Raw genomic sequence first — 16,330 nt, forward strand, 5'->3', positions numbered from 1 at the left:
CAAATCTCTGGTCGGGTGCCCCTGCGGCTCGCGTCAGAGCGTGAACGCGGCCACCTGCCGGCGCAGGTCGTGCGACAGCTCGGACAGCTGCTCGGTCGCCTGCTGCGCCTCGGTCACGGCCTGAGCCGTCGACTGCGCAGCCTCGGCCACCCCGGAGATGTTCGCGGCGATGGACGACGAGCTCGTCGCGGCGCCGGCGACGTTGCGGTTCATCTCGCTCGTGGTGGCGGTCTGCTCCTCGACCGCGGACGCGATCGTCACCTGGAAGTCGTTGATCCGCGCCACGACGGCCGCGATCTCGCCGATCGCCTCGACAGCGCCGGCGGTGCCGTTCTGGATCGCCTCCACCCGGCGGGCGATGTCCTCGGTCGCCTGGGCCGTCTCCGACGCCAGCTCCTTGACCTCGTTGGCGACGACGGCGAAGCCCTTGCCCGCCTCCCCGGCACGGGCGGCCTCGATCGTGGCGTTGAGCGCCAAGAGCTTGGTCTGCTCGGCGATCGAGGTGATGACCTTGACCACGTCGCCGATCTCCCGCGAGGACTCGCCCAGGGTGGCGATCGTGGAGTTGGTGGCCTCGGCGACGTCGACGGCCTGGGCGGCGACGCGGGCCGCCTCGTTGGCGTTGTGCGAGATCTCGCGGATCGAGGCACCCATCTGCTCCGAGCCCGCGGCCACGGTCTGCACGTTGGACGACACCTGCTCGGCCGCCTCGGACACCACGCCGGCCTGCACGGAGGCCTCCTCGGCGCCCGCCGCGATCTGGGTCGACGCCGCCGACAGCTGCTCGGCGGAGGCCGAGACGCTCACCGCGGAGGAGTCGATGGTGCTGACGAGCCCGCGCAGCTTGAGGACCGCCGCGTCGAGCGCGCGGCCCATCCGCCCGACCTCGTCGTCGGACACGAGCTCGGAGGAGCGCGTGAGGTCGCCGTCCTCGAGCCCCTCGCAGACCCGCTGCACCCGGCCCAGGCTGCGGACGATGACCCGGGCCACGAGCAGGCCGAGGCCCAGCGCGAGCGCCAGCCCGAGGACGAGGGCGACGAGGATCAGCGTGCGGCTCCGGTGGTACTCGGACCGGGCGTTGGCCGCCATCTCCTGCGCGGTCGCCTGCTCCTTGGTCACGATCGCCTCGAGCGAGGACATCATCTCGTCGATGATCGGCTGGGCCTCCTGGGCACGGACCTGCACCCAGCGGTCCAGCTCGTCCTGGCGCGCCAGCGGGAGCAGCTTCTCCTGGCGGATCTTGGTATACGCCTCGAACAGCACGACGAAGTTGTCCAGGGCCTCCTTGCGGGTCGGCCCGAGCCCGCTGCTCGCGTAGGTCTCGAGCGTGCTGCGCAGCTCGTCGTCGGTCTTCGCGAGCTTCTCCTCCTGCGTCGCCTCCGCGCCCTGGTCCGAGGCGAGCATGTGGTTCGCAAGGTCCAGCCGGGACTGCACGGTCAGCCGGCGCAGCTTCGCCGCCTTGTCGAGCCCGGTGAAGTTGTCCTCGTACATCGTCGTGGTGTCGGCCGCGGTCCGGGCGAGCGCCTGGATGCCCAGGGTGCCGACCAGCCCGGCCACGGCCGCCGCCACGGCGATGGCGGCGACGATCTTGGTTCGGACCGACAGGTCGGAGATCCGTCGGCGGACTCCTCGTCCACGGGGGCCGGCTGCCGGGGTGCTCATGTTCTGCCTCGTCTCGTGCGGGCCGCAGAAGCGGCGAGTTGCGGGGGCAACCTTCTCTAGAAAAGCCCATCGGCTGCTCCGTGCCACTTCTTGACCCGCCATCACGAATCACCTCCCGCTTCGGCCGTGAATGGTCGGGCCCGCCACCAATGCAGTGACCCGAAGAAACAATTCGACAAGGCGACCGTTTGCTACGCTAAGGACCTCATGCCGGACTCCCAGACCGCCGCCCTGTCCAGCGGGCTCCGCATGTCGGTCATGCGGCTCGCCCGGCGGCTCCGCAACCAGCGCAGCGCGGAGCTCGGCCTCCCGCTCGCCCAGCTGACCGCCCTCGCGACGCTCGACCGCAACGGCCCGATGAGCCCGGGGGAGCTCGCGGACTGCGAGCACGTCTCGCCTCCGACGATGACCCGAGTGCTCGCCGCCCTGACCGGGGCCGGGCTCGTCGAGCGCACTCCGCACCCGACCGACCGCCGGCAGCAGGTCGTCTCCGTGACGGAGCAGGCCCACGAGCTGCTCGAGGCCGACCGGCGACGCCGTGACGCCTGGCTCGCGACCCGGCTCGCCGCCCTGACCGAGGACGAGCGGGCCGTGCTGGCCGCGGCGGCTCCCGTGCTCGCACAGCTCGCGGAGGGCTGAGGGGTGTTCCGTGCGCTGCGCATCCACAACTACCGGCTCTTCTTCCTCGGCTCGGTCGTGTCCAACACCGGCACCTGGATGCAGCGGATCGCCCAGGACTGGCTCGTGCTGCAGCTGACCGGCAGCGGCACGGCGCTCGGCGTCACCACCGCGCTGCAGTTCCTGCCCGTGCTGCTGTTCGGGCTGTACGCGGGCGTCGTCGCCGACCGCTTCCCCAAGCGCACCCTGCTCTTCGTCACGCAGGCGGTCATGGGGGCGACGGCCCTCGCGCTCGGCCTGCTCGAGGTCACCGGGACCGCCCGGGTCGGGCACGTCTACGCCCTCGCGCTCGTCCTCGGCCTGGCCAGCGCGTTCGACAACCCGGCGCGGCAGTCCTTCGTCGTCGAGATGGTCGGCAAGGAGGACCTGCCGAACGCCGTGGGGCTGAACGCCACCTCCTTCAACCTGGGGCGCGTCGTCGGCCCGGGCATCGCCGGCCTGCTCATCACCGCCTTCGACGACCGCACCGGGCCGGTGTTCCTGCTGAACGCGGCCTCGTTCGTCGCGATCCTGGGCGCGCTGGCCCTGATGCGCCCCGCGGAGCTGGGCCCGGCGCCACAGGCCGCCCGCGGGAAGGGCGCGCTCCGGGAGGGGCTGCGCTACGTCCGCGGTCGGCGAGACCTGCGAACGATCCTTCTGGTGACGTTCTGCTTCGGCACCTTCGGCATGAACTTCCAGGTGACGATCGCGCTGATGGCGCAACAGACGTTCGGCAAGGCGGCCGACGGGTTCGGGCTCCTCGGGACGGTCATGGCGCTCGGCTCGCTGAGCGGCGCCCTGCTGGCGGCCCGCCGCGAGCGCCCGCGGCTGCGGGTCTTCCTCGGTGCGGCGGTCGCCTTCGGCGTGCTCGAGATCGTCGCCGGGCTGATGCCGACGTACGCCCTCTTCGCCGTCGCGCTGGTCCCCGTCGGCGTGGCCTCGATCACGGCGCTCAACAGCGCGAACGCGCTGCTGCAGCTGCGCGCCGACCCGTCGATGCGCGGCCGGGTCATGGCGCTGCACGTGTTCGTGGTCTTCGGCACGGCGCCGCTGATCTCCCCGCTCGTCGGCTGGGTCGGCGAGCACGTGGGGCCACGGTGGAGCATCAGCGGCGGCGGCGTCCTGGCCCTGGCCGGGTCGCTCGCGGGCGCGGCGTACCTGCTGCGCGCACAGCGCGCCGGCCTCCCGCTCGGGCAGCCGGCGCCCGCCGAGCGCGCCGAGCCGGTCGCGGTTCAATAGGGCTGCCGCAGGCCTGCGGCGCCGTGGCAGGCTCGGTGCATGGGACGTCCCTCCTCGCTTCGCTACCTGGAGACGCTGCGCCAGGACGCGGCGCGGATCCTCGAGCTCGCGCCGTCCGGCTGGGACCGCCCCGTCGCCGGGTGCCCGGGGTGGGACGTGCGCGACACCGTGCGGCACCTCGGCGAGGTCTACCGGCACAAGGCGGCGTCCGTCCGGCTGGGCCGCAGGGCCGCCGACAACGAGTACGTCGCCGCGCCCGGGCCGGGTGAGGACCTGGCCGAGTGGTACTCCCGGTCGCTGCTCGACCTGCTCTCGGTGCTGCTGGCCGCGCCGCCGGACGCGCGGGCCTGGACCTGGTGGCCGGCCGAGCGGACGCTGGGCTTCTGGCACCGCCGGATGGCGCAGGAGACGCTCGTCCACCGGGTCGACGTGGAGCAGGCGCTCGGCACGGCGAGCTCGATCCCGGCCGACCTCGCGCTCGACGGCGTGGACGAGGTGCTGGCCGTCTTCCTGCCCGCCTTCCTGCCCGAGGCGGGCGACGTGCCGGGCCTGCTGCCCGGCTCCCGCGCCCGGCTCGACGTCCGGCCGGCCAACGACACCGGCCTGGCCTGGCGGGTCGAGCTCGAGGGCTCCCGCGTGGTGGTCAACCGGGTGGCCCCCGACGCGCCGGCGGACGCCGCGGTCACGGGCAGCCCGGGGGCGGTCCTGCTCTGGCTGTGGGGGCGGCTGGGGTCGCGAGCGGTCTCCGTGAGCGGCGACAAGGCCCAGGTCGAGGCCGTGCGGGCGGCGCTCGTCGCCGCCACGCAGTAGCCGTGCGGCTCTTCGTCGCGCTGCCGCTGCCTCCCGAGGTGCTGGCCCAGCTCGACGCGGCGCTCGTGGCCGTCCGGGCCGACCATCCGGAGCCGCGCTGGGTCCCGGCGCAGCGATGGCACCTGACGCTCGCGTTCCTCGGCGAGGTCGAGGAGCGTGCCGTCCCCGAGCTCGGCGAGCGCCTGGCCCGGGCGGCGGCCCGCCGCGGGCCGCTGGAGCTGGCGCTCGCGGGGGCTGGGCGCTTCGGCTCGGGGGTGCTCTGGGTGGGCCTCACCGGCGAGGTGGGCCGGCTGTCCCGCCTGGCCGAGGCCATCGCAGCGGCCGCCCGGCGTACGGGGATCGAGGTCGAGGACCGCAGGTTCCGGCCCCACCTCACGGTCGCGCGCGGACGTGCCGCAGCCGGCCGCCCCGCGGACCTCCGGCCGGCCGCGGCGGCGCTGGCGGCGTACGAGGGGCCGGGGTTCCGCGCCGGCCACGTCGCGCTCGTGCGCAGCGTGCTCGGGCCGCAGCCCGCCTACACCGAGCTGGCCGCCTGGCCGCTGGGCGCGGGCGACTAGCCTGCGCAGCGTGGGCTCCCGCACCCGCGGCCTCCTCGTGCCGCTGACGCTCGTGCTGCTGGTCGTCCTCGTCGCGGTGGGCGCGCTGCTCTGAGCAGTGGCCGGATGCCGGGGCGACGGCCCGGGGACGGCGCGGAGACGCGGATGTGACGCCGCCGGAGCATGTCGCAGCGTATGGAGACGCTGCTGCACGACGTGGTCCTCCTGCCGCTCGCCGACGCGTTCCTCGAGGTCGGCGTGTTCGTCGCCGTCCTCGTGGTCGCGTTCGGCGTCGCGCAGTGGAGGTACGGCGACCGCGTCACCGGGTTCCTGCAGCGCCGGCGCCGCATCGCGCCGGCGGTCGGCGCCCTGCTCGGCGTCATCCCGGGATGCGGGGCGGAGATCATCCTCGCGACCCTGTACGCCCGGCGCAGCGTCAGCTTCGGCACCGTCGTCGCGGCGCTCGTCGCCACGACCGGTGACGCGGCGTGGGTGCTGCTGGCCGGGGCTCCCGCGTTCACCCTCAAGCTGCACCTGCTGACCTTCGCGCTCGGCCTCGTCACCGGCTACGCGGTGGACGCCCTGGGCTTCTCCCCGCGGTCCACGCTGCGGAGCGAGGAGCGGGAGACCGCGTACGCCGGGGTGCGCGCCGGCGGGGGAGCGGGACCCGTCCGGCAGCCCGCGCTCGGCACGGCGTTGAACGAGGCGGTGTCCGGGGTCTCCGACGCCATGTCCCGGGCCCTGCCCTCCGTGGGGGGCGCGGTGGCGGTCCGCGCGGTCGGCGCGGTCCCCGGCGCGTTCTGGATGCTCGCGGCCGCGGGGTTCGCGCTGAGCGTGCCGGTGTCCTTCCGGCTGGTGGACACGAGCACGCTGACGGTCGACCCCTACCTCGTGCTCGGGGTCGCCGGGGCGGTGCTGGCGATCGCGGTCTTCGTCACGAGCCGGCTCGGCCTCTCCGACGACTCGGTCGAGTCGGCCTCCGAGCAGTCGTTGCGCGCAGTGCTGCGGCACGGCGCGCAGGAGTCCTCGTTCATCGTGGTGTGGGTGGCGGCGGCGTACATCGCGTGGGAGGCGCTGCACGCGTTCACCGGCTTCGACGGGTCGCAGCTGCCGCTCTACGGCGTCGCCGGGGTGCTGTGCGGCGCGCTGATCGGCTTCGTCCCGGGGTGCGCGGTCCAGATCGTGCTCGCCGGGCTCTACCTCGCGGGGGGCGTGCCGGTGCCCACGCTCGTGGCGAACGCGGTGAGCCAGGACGGCGACGCGCTGCTGCCGCTGCTGGCGACCGACCGGCGGGCCGCGCTGTGGGCCACCACCATCACGACGGTGCCGGCGCTGCTGGCCGGGCTCGGGGTGCTGCTGCTGTGAGCGCGTATCACCGGGGCGCCCGGGGGCTCCGTCAACGCGACCCCCCCGACGCCCGGAGAGACCGCCATGCCTGCCACCACCCGACCCGCCCGCCTCCGCCTGCTCGCCGCCGCCCTCGGCGCGCTCGCCCTCTCGGCCTGCGGGAGCTCCGGCGACGGGGACGTCGTCGCCTCCGTGCGTGACGCCGCCGCCGGGCACTCCGGCGCCTGGACCGACGACCAGTTGCGCGACGCCGCAGGCGAGCACGCGAACGTCGTGCGGGCCACCCCCACGGACGACGGAGGCGTCATCCTCGTCGAGGTGGGCCGGTCCGGCGGCACCAAGACGACCAAGACCTCCCCGTCGGGCAAGAAGACCACCAAGCGCACGGACTACGAGGTCGACTGCGTCGAGGTGACCATCGACGGGTCGTCGGTCGACGGCCGCCAGTACACCAACGAGAGCGCCTCCGGCCGCCCCAGCTGCTGAGCCGGGCCGGCCACCGCCCGCGTAGGCACGCCTCAGGTCGGAGCCAGGCATCAGCCCGCCCGGCTAAGGCCCGCCGGAAGCCGCTCTGAGCCCTGCCGGCGGCCACGACCGGTAAGGCGCCCGATGTGCCGTCCCCCTCCTCAGAACGAGCCTGGAGGTGCTGCCGGACCGGCAGCACGGCACGGAGGGAGACAGCCATGATGCAGCTGCAGGAGCTGGCCCGGATCCATCTCGAGGAGCTGCGCCGCGAGGCCGCGGCCCAGCGCCGGGTTACCGGCGCCCGGCAGGCCCGGGGCGGCACGCGGGGCGCTCGGAAGCCGGTGTGGCCCGGGCACCTGCTCGGCCGGCACTGGGTGCCGACGCGCCCGGCGTGACCGCGGCGGTCTCCCAAGGCCGCGCGTCCCTGGGACGGGGTCGGTCCTGCCCCGGTTCCTCGCGACGGGATGACGCAGGATGGGTGGGGCGTCCGCACCCGGCGGGCCGGGAGGAGACGACGTGCCCCAGGCGCTCGAGACCGCGCTCAGCACCGTGCGCGCGGCCCTGCTCGACCCCGTCGGGCTGCGCCGGGCGGTCGCGTCCGGCCGCCGGCGGGGCGCCGAGCCGCAGTGGCGGCGGGTGGAGCTGCGCCCGGTCGAGCTGAAGGCCGGCCGACGGCTGCAGGTGGTGCGCTACGACGAGCGGCAGGCGTTCACCGCCAACGCGGACTGGGGGGCCGACGCGGCCGCGGCCGTGGACGAGCTGCTGGCCGAGCCGTTCGGCAACTGGCACGTGGAGACCGCCGACCGCACGGTGCAGCTGCGCGTGACCAAGAAGGGCGAGGCGCAGGTCCACACCACCCGCGCCGCGGCGCCCGCGTCCCCCGCGCAGGGCAACGACCGGGCCGTCCCGCACCTGCTCGACCCCGGCGACCCGCTCTTCACCGCGCTCAAGGCCGGGGCGGCCAAGCGCAGGCAGGTCGACGCCTTCCTGCGCGCCTTCAGCACCGTCGAGCCCGACCTGCCGGAGCAGGTGCGCGTCGTCGACCTCGGCTGCGGCAACGCCTACCTGACCTTCGCCGCGTACCGCTGGCTCAGCGACCGCAGGTCGGTGCAGCTCGTGGGCGTCGACAGCAAGGCTCAGTCCCGCGAGCACGGGACGCAGGTCGCCGCCGAGCTCGGCTGGGGCGAGCAGGTGCGCTTCGTCGAGGGGACGATCGCCGAGGCGCCCGTCGACGGGGCGGACGTGGTGCTGGCCCTGCACGCCTGCGACACCGCCACCGACGAGGCGCTCGCGCGGGCCGTCCGCTGGGGCGCCAAGGCGATCCTCGTGGCGCCGTGCTGCCATCACGACGTGCAGCGCCAGCTGCGCGAGCACGCTCCGCCCGAGCCGTACGCCCTGCTGACCCGCCACGGCATCCTGCGCGAGCGCTTCGGCGACGTGCTCACCGACGCCGTCCGTGCGGCGCTGCTGCGGCTGCTGGGGTACCGGGTGGACGTCGTGGAGTTCGTCGACGCCGAGCAGACCCCCCGCAACGTGCTGCTGCGGGCGGTGCGCACCGGGACGCCGGCTCCGCCGGGGCGGGTCGAGGAGTACCTCGCGCTCGTGGGCGAGTGGCGCCTCGAGCCCGCGCTCGCCCGCATGCTCGCCCCCGAGCTTGCAGCGGCTTTCGGCGGCCGCTCCTAGGCTGCCCCCGTGCTGTCCGCCCTCCCCGTCGCCGCCGTCCTGGCGGCGCTCCCGCTCGCCGGCGAGCCGGTGCAGGTATTCGCGATCAGCGATCCGCAGATCAGCGAATCGAGTGGGCTCGCCGTCAGCCCGACGCACGCGGGCGTGATGTGGACGCACAACGACAGCGGCGACGACGCCCAGGTCTACGCGCTCGGCGCGAAGGGGCGCACCCTCGGGGTGTGGCGGCTCGACGTGGTCCCGGCCCGGGACTGGGAGGCCATGACGGCCACGACGGACGCCCAGGGCCGCGGCGTGCTGTGGGTCGGCGACATCGGGGACAACAACGCCGTCCGCACCAACGGCATCCTCGTCCACCGGGCGCTCGAGCCGGCGAGCCCCGGGGGCGGAGGCACGCTGCCCGCCACGTCGTACCGGCTGCGCTACGCCGACGGGCCGCACGACGCCGAGGCGATGTTCTTCGGCGGCGACGGCCGGCTGCGGGTCGTCACCAAGGACCTCTTCGGCGGCTCGGTGTTCGTCGCGCCCGAGCGGCTCGACGCCGGCGCCCCCAACATCCTGGAGCGCGAGGGTGACGCTCCCGGCATCGTCACCGACGCAACCGCCCTTCCCGGCGGGCGCTACGCGCTGCGCGACTACAGCGGCGCCTACGTCTACGACGCGGACGGGGAGCTGCAGGCCCGGGTCGAGCTCCCCTCGCAGCCGCAGGGGGAGTCCTTGAGCTCCTCGCTCGACGGGACCGCGCTCTTCGCCGGCTCCGAGGGGGAGGGCGAGCCGGTCTGGCGCGTACGCCTCCCGGAGGCCGCGCGGCCCGCACCGGCCGCGCCGGACGCGCCGCGCCCGTCGGCGGCTGCGGACGCGGCGGCAGGAAGGGGCGCCGCGGGGGAGGAGGGCTCGCGGTGGCCGTACCTCGCGATCGGGCTGGGGGCCGCGGCCCTGCTCGTGCTCGGAGTGGGCCGGGCGCTCGGGCGGCGCTGACCCGCCTCGCAGAGCCGGACGAATCGGGCGACGTCGGCAGGTGACGACGCCGTCTGAGCGGGGATAGGGCTCGGCACCCAGCGGCGTCGCTCCCGGCGCCCTCCGACGACAGCAGGGGATGCGATGCCCGAGCCCGGCAGCCACGCGTACGACGTCAAGCGCGCCCGCCTCCGCGACGAGATCGACAACTCCGGGATCCCCGACGCCAACGCCACCGACGCGGCCAACCGGGAGCTGCGCGGCGACAGCCCCGTCCCGTCGCCGCACGCGGAGACCGCGCGGGCGGGCGGGCCGCTCGGCCAGCGCGGTGGCGGAGACGGGGACCCGGGCAACGTCATCGGGCTGCGCAGCGAGGCCTTCACGGACGGCTCCTTCATCCCCGGCGAGTACTCCAAGGACGGCGGCAACCGGCAGCCGGTCCTGGAGTGGGACGAGGTGCCGGGCGGGACGACCGAGCTGGCCCTGCTCTGCATCGACCCCGACGCCCCGGTCGGCACCTGGCTGCACTGGCTCGTAACCGGCATCGACCCGTCCACCCGGCGCATCGAACCGGGCTCGCCGGTCGGCACCGAGCACGGCAACGGGTACGGCGAGCAGGGCTGGGGCGGGCCGCAGCCGCCTGTCGGCGACGAGCCGCACCGCTACGTCTTCCGGCTCTACGCCCTCGCCGAGCCGTTCGCCGCACCCGAGCCGGATGACGCCGACGCCGTTCGCTCGTGGCTGGACGACCACTCCACCTCGGCCGGCACGCTCACCGGCCGCTTCCAGCGCTGACCCATCCACGCCTTCCCTCGTTCGGAAGGAGCACGACATGGCCAAGGGAACCGACGCCGACGCGGCCCGCAAGCTGGCCCGGGAGGCCGAGGAGCAGGGCATGAGCGCCAGCGAGGCGGGCGTCTCGACCGGGGCGTCCAAGCAGATCAACCACAAGACGCACGCCGAGCGGCAGAAGGACCACCAGGAGTCGCAGGGCAAGAGCTGAGACCTGGGGACGACGCGCCGTGCGGCAGTACCTCGACCACATGCGCGCGCTCGCCCGGCCGCTGCGGACCCCGCGGGGCCTGGACCCGCTGCTCGACCGCGTCGGGGACGCGCGCTTCGTGCTCGTCGGCGAGGCCAGCCACGGCACGTCGGAGTACTACCGCTGGCGGGCCGAGCTGACGCGGCGGCTGATATCGGAACGCGGCTTCACCGGTGTGGCGGTCGAGGGCGACTGGCCGGACTGCTTCCGGGTCTCCTGCAGCGTGACCGGGGCGTCCGCGCAGACGCCCCGGGAGGCGTTGCACGTCTTCGACCGTTGGCCGACGTGGATGTGGGCCAACGAAGAGGTCGTGGACTTCTGCACCTGGCTCAGGTCGTCCCACGACACGCTGCCGCCCGAGCGCCGGGTCGGCTTCTACGGCATCGACGTCTACAGCCTGTGGGACTCGCTGCGCAGCGTGCTCGACTACCTGCGCGAGCAACGGCCGGACGACGTTGCCGCGGCGGTCGAGGCGATCCGCTGCTTCGAGCCGTACGCGGAGGACCCCCAGCGCTACGCCAGGGCGACCCGGCTGGTGCCGGACGGCTGCGAGGAGGAGGTCGTCGCCCTGCTCGGGCAGGTGCGCTCCACCACCGACGGGGCGCCCGACGAGTTCGCGGCCCGGCAGAACGCGGAGGTGGCAGCGGGAGCGGAGCGCTGCTACCGGGCGATGGTGCGCGGCGGCCCGGCCTCCTGGAACGTGCGGGACACGCACATGGCCGACACCCTCGACCGGCTCGCCGGGCACCTCGCGGGCGACGGCGGGCCGGCGCGCATCGTCGTCTGGGAGCACAACACGCACGTCGGCGACGCCCGGGCCACGGACATGGCCGAGCGCGGCCTGGTCAACGTCGGGCAGCTGATGCGCGAGCGGCACGGCGAGGCCGACGTGGTGCTGGTGGGCTTCGGCTCCCACCACGGCACCGTCGTGGCCGGCGACGGGTGGGGCGAGCCGATGCGGGTGGTGCCCGTGCCGGCGGCGCGAGCGGGCTCGCTCGAGGCGCTGCTGCACGAGGCGGGCACCGAGCAGGCGCTGTACGTCTTCCCGCCGCGCGACGATCAGCCGGCCTGGCTGCGCGACAGGTTGGACCATCGCGCGATCGGGGTCGTGTACCGCCCGGAGCTCGACGGGTTCAGCAACTACGTCCCCACCGTCCTCGGGGACCGCTACGACGCGTTCGTGTGGGCCGACGGGACGACGGCACTGCACCCGCTGCACCTGACGCCCACGGCGGGCGAGATGGAGGCGTTCCCCAGCGGCGTGTGAGGATCGTCGGCCGTGACGCGCCTCGATGTCGTCGTCGTGGGGCAGGTGGGACGTGACCTGGTCCTGCAGGCCGACGCCGTGCCGCCCGCCGGCGGCAGTGAGCCGGTGCGCGTACGACGTGAGCTGCTCGGGGGCAAGGGCGCCAACCAGGCGGTCGGCATGGCCCAGCTGGGGGCGCGGGTCGCCCTGCTCGGGGTCGTCGGCGACGACGCGGCCGGGTCCGCCGTGCTCGATCAGGCGCGGGCGGACGGCATCGACGTCACGCACGTGCTGCGCCGGGCCGGTGCCGCGACCGCGCTGCTGGTCGACGTCGTCGCCGGCGGGGAGCGGCGGCTGCTCGAGGACGTCCCTCCGGGGACGCTGCTGACCGTCGCCGACGTGTCGGGCGCCGCGCAGTTGCTGAAAGCCGCGGCGTACGTCGCCGTGCAGTTGCAGCAGCCGGCCGACGCGGCGCTGGCGGCTGCTCGCACCGCCGTCGACGGCGGTGCGCGCGTCGTGCTGGACGGGGCACCGCAGGACTCTGGCGCGACACAGGCGCTGCTCGCGACGGCGTACGCGGTGCGGGCCGACGCCTCGGAGGCGCAGGAGCTGACCGGGCGGGAGCTGCCGGAGGTGGGCGATGTCCTCGCCGCCGCCCGTGAGCTGCTGGGGCGCGGGCCGCGGCTCTGCGCGCTGGGGGCGCCCGGCGGGGACGTCGTCGCCTGGCCGGGCGGGCACGTCGTCCTGCCGCACGCGGAGCACCCGGCCGACACCACCGGCGGCGGGGACGCGTTCGTCGCCGGGCTCACCGTGGCGCTGCTGCGCGGGAGGCCCGAGGAGGAGGCGGCGCAGCTCGCCGCCGCGGCGACGGCATCGACCGTGAAGCGGCTGGGCGGGCGGCCCGCGCTGGGGAACGTCTGACCCCGGTCGCTCGGGTCAGGTGGACTCGAGGCTCGTCAGCACCGCCTCGACGGCCGGGGCGAGCGGGCGCCGCGCCAGCGATTGGCAGGTGCCTGCGGTCGTGACGGCCTCGAGCACCGCGAGCGCGGGGTCGGCGTTGCTCGCCTCCCGCAGCGCGCGCAGTGCGAGCCCGCGGCGGATGACCGGGGTCTCGTCGCGGCCGCTGCTGTAGCTCGCCCTGTTCCACGCGGCCTCGGACTCGGCGACCGCCCGGCGCACCTCGGCCTCGAGCGCAGAGGGCAGGCGGGGCGGGGTCGGCCGCGCGAGCTCCGCTGCGTACGCGACGGCGCCCGGCACCCTTCTGGCGCCGGAGCCGGTCAGCGCGACCTGCACGGCGTACGCGGCCAGCTGCCGCTGCTCCACCGCGGGCAGCGCGAGGATTCTCGTCCGCAGCGCGGCATCGGCGGCCGCGTCGTCGGTGAGGGAGAAGCGGGTGTGCTCCGTCACCGGGCCCTTCGGCAGGTCCGGCAGCGGCGGGTGGAGCACCCGCCAGCCGCCGGGGGTGATGTCTGCCGCGGTGATCCGGATGCCGGTGAGGCGCTCACCGAGCGCCAGCGCGCTCTCGACATCCCGCAGCCCGCCCTCCCGGTCGAGCAGCCCGTCCAGGTGGCGGCGCAGCGGCTGCAGCTCCTTCTCCGCCTCCCACGGCAGGTAGACGCCGACGGTGGCGACGTCGCGCCCGTCGACCCAGTAGGAGAAGTACGGCTCGGCCTCGAAGGGGTAGGACACGGCGACCGCCGCACCACCCCGCGACAGCACGCGCAACGTCTCCGGCCGGTCGCAGTGCAGCCCGTCGTCGGCGAAGGTGACGGCCCGGTTGCCGCTCGCACGCACGAGGACGGCCGTGTGCCCGCTGTCGAAGACCTGCTGCCGGGTCAGGGGACGGCGGGCGGGGTCGCCGCCCAGGCGGCGCAGCGTCCGCTCGGCGGTGGTCCGCGTGACGAAGGTGACGCAGCCCGCCTCGTCGAAGAGGCCCGCGTAGTCCTTCGCCGTCGCCGTGGACGACGCGCGCTCCTTCGGCGCGGGCGCGAGCCCTGCCTCCGACGCCGGCGCCGCCACGAGCACGCCAGCCGCGAGCAGCGCAGCCGGCAGGGCCTTCCCCCCGTGTCCCCTCACGCAGCGATGCTAGGGGGCGAGGCACCGCCTCCCCGCTCGTAGGGACAGGGAGGCGGGCCCTGCTCGGCTCGGGTCAGGCCGCCTGCCCCGGGTGCAGCAGCACCTTCGTCCAGCCGTCCTCCCGCTTGTCGAAGCGCTCGTAGCCCTCCGGCGCCTGCTCGAGCGGGAGCTCGTGGGACACGATGAAGCCAGGCGTCGCGCGCCCGGCGATGATCAGGTCGCGCAGCTGCCGGTTGTAGCGCTTGACCGGAGCCTGCCCGGTGCCCATCGACTGGCCCTTGGCGAAGAACTGGCCGTACTGGAAGGGGATCCGGCCCTCCTTCGCCAAGTCGCTGGACGCGCCGGGGTCCTCGGGGACGTACACGCCGACCACGCCGATCCCGCCGGTGGTGCGCACGACCTGGACGAGGTTGTCGAGGACCAGCTCCGGGTGCTCCTCGCCGGACGGGTCGTGGGCCTGGTAGCCGACGGCCTCCACCCCGCGGTCGGTGCCGATGCCGTCGGTCGCGTCGAGGATCTGCTGGACCGGGTCGCCCTTGCTCAGGTCGACCGCCGTGGCGCCGATCCTCGTCGCCAGCGCGAGGCGGTCGGCCTCCTTGTCCACGACGAAGACCTGCGACGAGCCGCGGATCAGCGCAGCGTGCGCCGCCATCAGGCCCACCGGGCCGGCGCCGAACACGGCCACCGTGTCACCAGGCTGCTGGCCGGAGAGCTCCACCCCGTGCCAGCCGGTCGGGAAGATGTCCGACAGCATGGTGAAGTCGTTCTCGTGCTCGGTGCCCGCCGGCAGCTCCAGCAGGTTGAAGTCCGCGTACGGGACGCGCAGGAACTCGGCCTGGCCGCCGTCGTACGGGCCCATGTTGGCGTAGCCGTAGGCCGCGCCGTCCATGCCCTCGGTGGGGTTCATGCGCAGGCAGAAGGACGACCAGCCGGTCTCGCAGTTGCGGCAGGCGCCGCAGGCGATGTTGAAGGGCACTGACACCCGGTCGCCCACCTTGACGCGGGTGACCGCCGGGCCGACCTCCTCGACGATGCCCATGTTCTCGTGGCCGAGGACCTTGCCCTCCTCGACGCTGGTGCGGCCCTCGAACATGTGCAGGTCCGAGCCGCAGATGTTGGTCGTGGTGATGCGGATGACGGCGTCGGTGGGCTGCTCGATCCTGGCGTCGGGGACGTCCTCGATGCTGACCTGGAACGCGCCCTTGTAGACGACTGCCTTCATGGCAACGGCCTTCTTCCGGCTAGGGGTCACGGGCGTCTCGCCCGCAGGAGCCCTCTACCCGGTTGCGTTGCGAACGATCGGCCGCGCCATGGCGCCTCGCGTGACGTGCCCCGCGTTTGCGCCGGGCACGAACGCGCCCTGCCGCCGTCCCATCACGCTCCGCCGCGGCCGCACGCCCCGTACCGGACGAAGGGCCCCTCCTCGCGATCAAGCTGCGGGAAGGGGCCCCAGATCCAAGCCCGGGCGGGTGGCGCGGGGGCTACAGCCGCTCGACCACGTAGTCGATGCACGCGGTCAGCGCGGACACGTCGTCCGGCTCGACGGCGGGGAACATGCCGATGCGCAGCTGGTTGCGGCCGAGCTTGCGGTAAGGCTCGGTGTCGACGATGCCGTTGGCGCGCAGCGTCTTGGCCACCGCGGCGGCGTCCACCTCGTCGGCGAAGTCGATCGTCCCGACGACCTGGGAGCGCTGCGCCGGGTCGGCGACGAACGGGGTCGTGTACGCCGTCTTCTCCGCCCAGGAGTAGAGCCGGCCCGAGGAGTCGGCGGTGCGGGCGACGGCCCAGTCGAGCCCGCCGTTGCCGTTGAGCCACTCGACCTGGTCGGCGAGCAGGAAGAGCGTCGAGACCGACGGGGTGTTGTAGGTCTGGTCCTTGCGGGAGTTGTCGATCGCCGTCGGCAGGTCGAAGAACGGCGGGATCCACCGGCCGCTCGCCGCGATCTCCTCCACGCGGGCCAGGGCGGCGGGGGAGAAGAGGCCGAGCCACAGCCCGCCCTCGGCCGCGAAGACCTTCTGCGGCGCGAAGTAGTAGACGTCGGCCTGCGCCACGTCGACCGGCAGTCCGCCCGCGCCGCTCGTCGCGTCGACGAGCACGAGCGAGCCCTCGTCGGCACCGTCGACGCGCGCGATCTGCATCGCGACGCCCGTCGAGGTCTCGTTGTGGGTGAACGCGTAGACGTCCACGCCCGCCTCGGCCTGCGGCTGCGGGTAGGTGCCCGGCTCGGCCTTGATCACAGTGGGGTCGTCGAGGAAGGGCGCGCCCTTGGTGCTGGCGGCGAACTTCGAGGAGAACTCGCCGAACGACAGGTGCTGGCTCTTCTGCCGCACCAGGCCGAAGGTCGCGACGTCCCAGAACGCCGTGCTGCCGCCGTTGCCGAGGACGACCTCGTAGCCCTCGGGCAGGGAGAACAGCTGGCTCAGGCCCTCGCGGGTGCGCTTGACCAGGTCCTTGACCGGCTTCTGCCGGTGGCTCGTGCCGAGGAGGGCGCGGCCGGTCGCGTCGAGCGCGTCCAGGGCCTCCTTGCGCACCTTGGACGGCCCGCAGCCGAAGCGGCCATCGACCGGCTTGAGATCGTCCGGGATCGGAATGCTCGTCGCGTCTGCCACG

At 74.5% G+C, this 16,330-nt stretch carries 17 protein-coding genes; 13 read left to right on the forward strand and 4 right to left on the reverse strand.

From position 1 onward, the window contains the following. Positions 1-33: 33 nt before the first annotated feature. Positions 34-1,662, reverse strand: coding sequence for a methyl-accepting chemotaxis protein (locus G9H72_RS16745; protein ID WP_166173176.1), 1,629 nt, complete (start codon positions 1,660-1,662; stop codon positions 34-36). Positions 1,663-1,869: 207 nt separating this feature from the next. On the opposite strand from G9H72_RS16745, the gene G9H72_RS16750 reads away from it, so the two are divergent. The 13 genes from G9H72_RS16750 (at position 1,870) to G9H72_RS16810 (ending at position 12,565) form a co-directional block, all read left to right on the forward strand. After that, the gene (locus tag G9H72_RS16750) at positions 1,870-2,301 is read left to right on the forward strand and encodes a MarR family transcriptional regulator (RefSeq protein ID WP_166173178.1); all 432 of its coding nucleotides are present in this window, start codon (positions 1,870-1,872) and stop codon (positions 2,299-2,301) included. 3 nt (positions 2,302-2,304) lie between these two features. Further along, positions 2,305-3,558: an MFS transporter gene (locus tag G9H72_RS16755; RefSeq protein WP_166173180.1), complete on the forward strand. Its 1,254-nt coding sequence runs from the start codon at positions 2,305-2,307 to the stop codon at positions 3,556-3,558. A gap of 39 nt (positions 3,559-3,597) precedes the next feature. Continuing rightward, positions 3,598-4,368: a maleylpyruvate isomerase family mycothiol-dependent enzyme gene (locus tag G9H72_RS16760; RefSeq protein WP_166173182.1), complete on the forward strand. Its 771-nt coding sequence runs from the start codon at positions 3,598-3,600 to the stop codon at positions 4,366-4,368. A 2-nt stretch (positions 4,369-4,370) separates the two neighbouring features. Further along, positions 4,371-4,925, forward strand: coding sequence for an RNA 2',3'-cyclic phosphodiesterase (gene thpR, locus G9H72_RS16765; protein WP_166173184.1), 555 nt, complete (start codon positions 4,371-4,373; stop codon positions 4,923-4,925). Positions 4,926-5,087: 162 nt separating this feature from the next. Then, positions 5,088-6,269: a putative manganese transporter gene (locus tag G9H72_RS16770; RefSeq protein WP_166173186.1), complete on the forward strand. Its 1,182-nt coding sequence runs from the start codon at positions 5,088-5,090 to the stop codon at positions 6,267-6,269. A 66-nt stretch (positions 6,270-6,335) separates the two neighbouring features. Continuing rightward, positions 6,336-6,737 (forward strand): hypothetical protein, encoded by a 402-nt coding sequence (locus tag G9H72_RS16775; RefSeq protein WP_166173188.1) that lies wholly within the window; start codon positions 6,336-6,338, stop codon positions 6,735-6,737. 197 nt (positions 6,738-6,934) lie between these two features. Then, the gene (locus G9H72_RS16780; RefSeq protein ID WP_166173190.1) at positions 6,935-7,111 is read left to right on the forward strand and encodes a hypothetical protein; all 177 of its coding nucleotides are present in this window, start codon (positions 6,935-6,937) and stop codon (positions 7,109-7,111) included. A gap of 121 nt (positions 7,112-7,232) precedes the next feature. Next, positions 7,233-8,399: an SAM-dependent methyltransferase gene (locus G9H72_RS16785; protein WP_166173192.1), complete on the forward strand. Its 1,167-nt coding sequence runs from the start codon at positions 7,233-7,235 to the stop codon at positions 8,397-8,399. 9 nt (positions 8,400-8,408) lie between these two features. Beyond that, entirely contained in the window at positions 8,409-9,377 is a 969-nt protein-coding gene (locus G9H72_RS16790; RefSeq protein WP_166173194.1) for a hypothetical protein, read from the forward strand. Positions 9,378-9,500: 123 nt separating this feature from the next. After that, a complete protein-coding gene (locus G9H72_RS16795; protein WP_166173196.1) occupies positions 9,501-10,151 on the forward strand; it encodes a YbhB/YbcL family Raf kinase inhibitor-like protein in 651 nt (216 codons plus the stop codon). A gap of 37 nt (positions 10,152-10,188) precedes the next feature. Next, entirely contained in the window at positions 10,189-10,359 is a 171-nt protein-coding gene (locus G9H72_RS16800) for a hypothetical protein (RefSeq protein WP_166173198.1), read from the forward strand. Between the two features lie 40 nt (positions 10,360-10,399). After that, entirely contained in the window at positions 10,400-11,665 is a 1,266-nt protein-coding gene (locus tag G9H72_RS16805) for an erythromycin esterase family protein (RefSeq protein WP_166173323.1), read from the forward strand. A 12-nt stretch (positions 11,666-11,677) separates the two neighbouring features. Then, positions 11,678-12,565 carry a PfkB family carbohydrate kinase gene (locus tag G9H72_RS16810; protein WP_166173200.1) on the forward strand — a complete coding sequence of 296 codons (888 nt, stop codon included), beginning with the start codon at positions 11,678-11,680 and terminating at the stop codon, positions 12,563-12,565. 15 nt (positions 12,566-12,580) lie between these two features. Here G9H72_RS16810 and G9H72_RS16815 read toward each other — a convergent pair whose 3' ends face one another. From G9H72_RS16815 to serC, 3 genes are all read right to left on the reverse strand, one after another. Beyond that, positions 12,581-13,720 carry a DUF6461 domain-containing protein gene (locus G9H72_RS16815; protein ID WP_166173202.1) on the reverse strand — a complete coding sequence of 380 codons (1,140 nt, stop codon included), beginning with the start codon at positions 13,718-13,720 and terminating at the stop codon, positions 12,581-12,583. A gap of 73 nt (positions 13,721-13,793) precedes the next feature. After that, positions 13,794-14,942, reverse strand: a complete 1,149-nt coding sequence (locus G9H72_RS16820; RefSeq protein WP_166173204.1) for a glutathione-independent formaldehyde dehydrogenase — start codon at positions 14,940-14,942, stop codon at positions 13,794-13,796. Positions 14,943-15,201: 259 nt separating this feature from the next. Further along, positions 15,202-16,329 carry a phosphoserine transaminase gene (gene serC, locus G9H72_RS16825; protein WP_331272375.1) on the reverse strand — a complete coding sequence of 376 codons (1,128 nt, stop codon included), beginning with the start codon at positions 16,327-16,329 and terminating at the stop codon, positions 15,202-15,204. Position 16,330: the final 1 nt, after the last annotated feature.

It is taken from the genome of Motilibacter aurantiacus (assembly GCF_011250645.1).
Lineage (GTDB): Bacteria > Actinomycetota > Actinomycetes > Motilibacterales > Motilibacteraceae > Motilibacter_A > Motilibacter_A aurantiacus.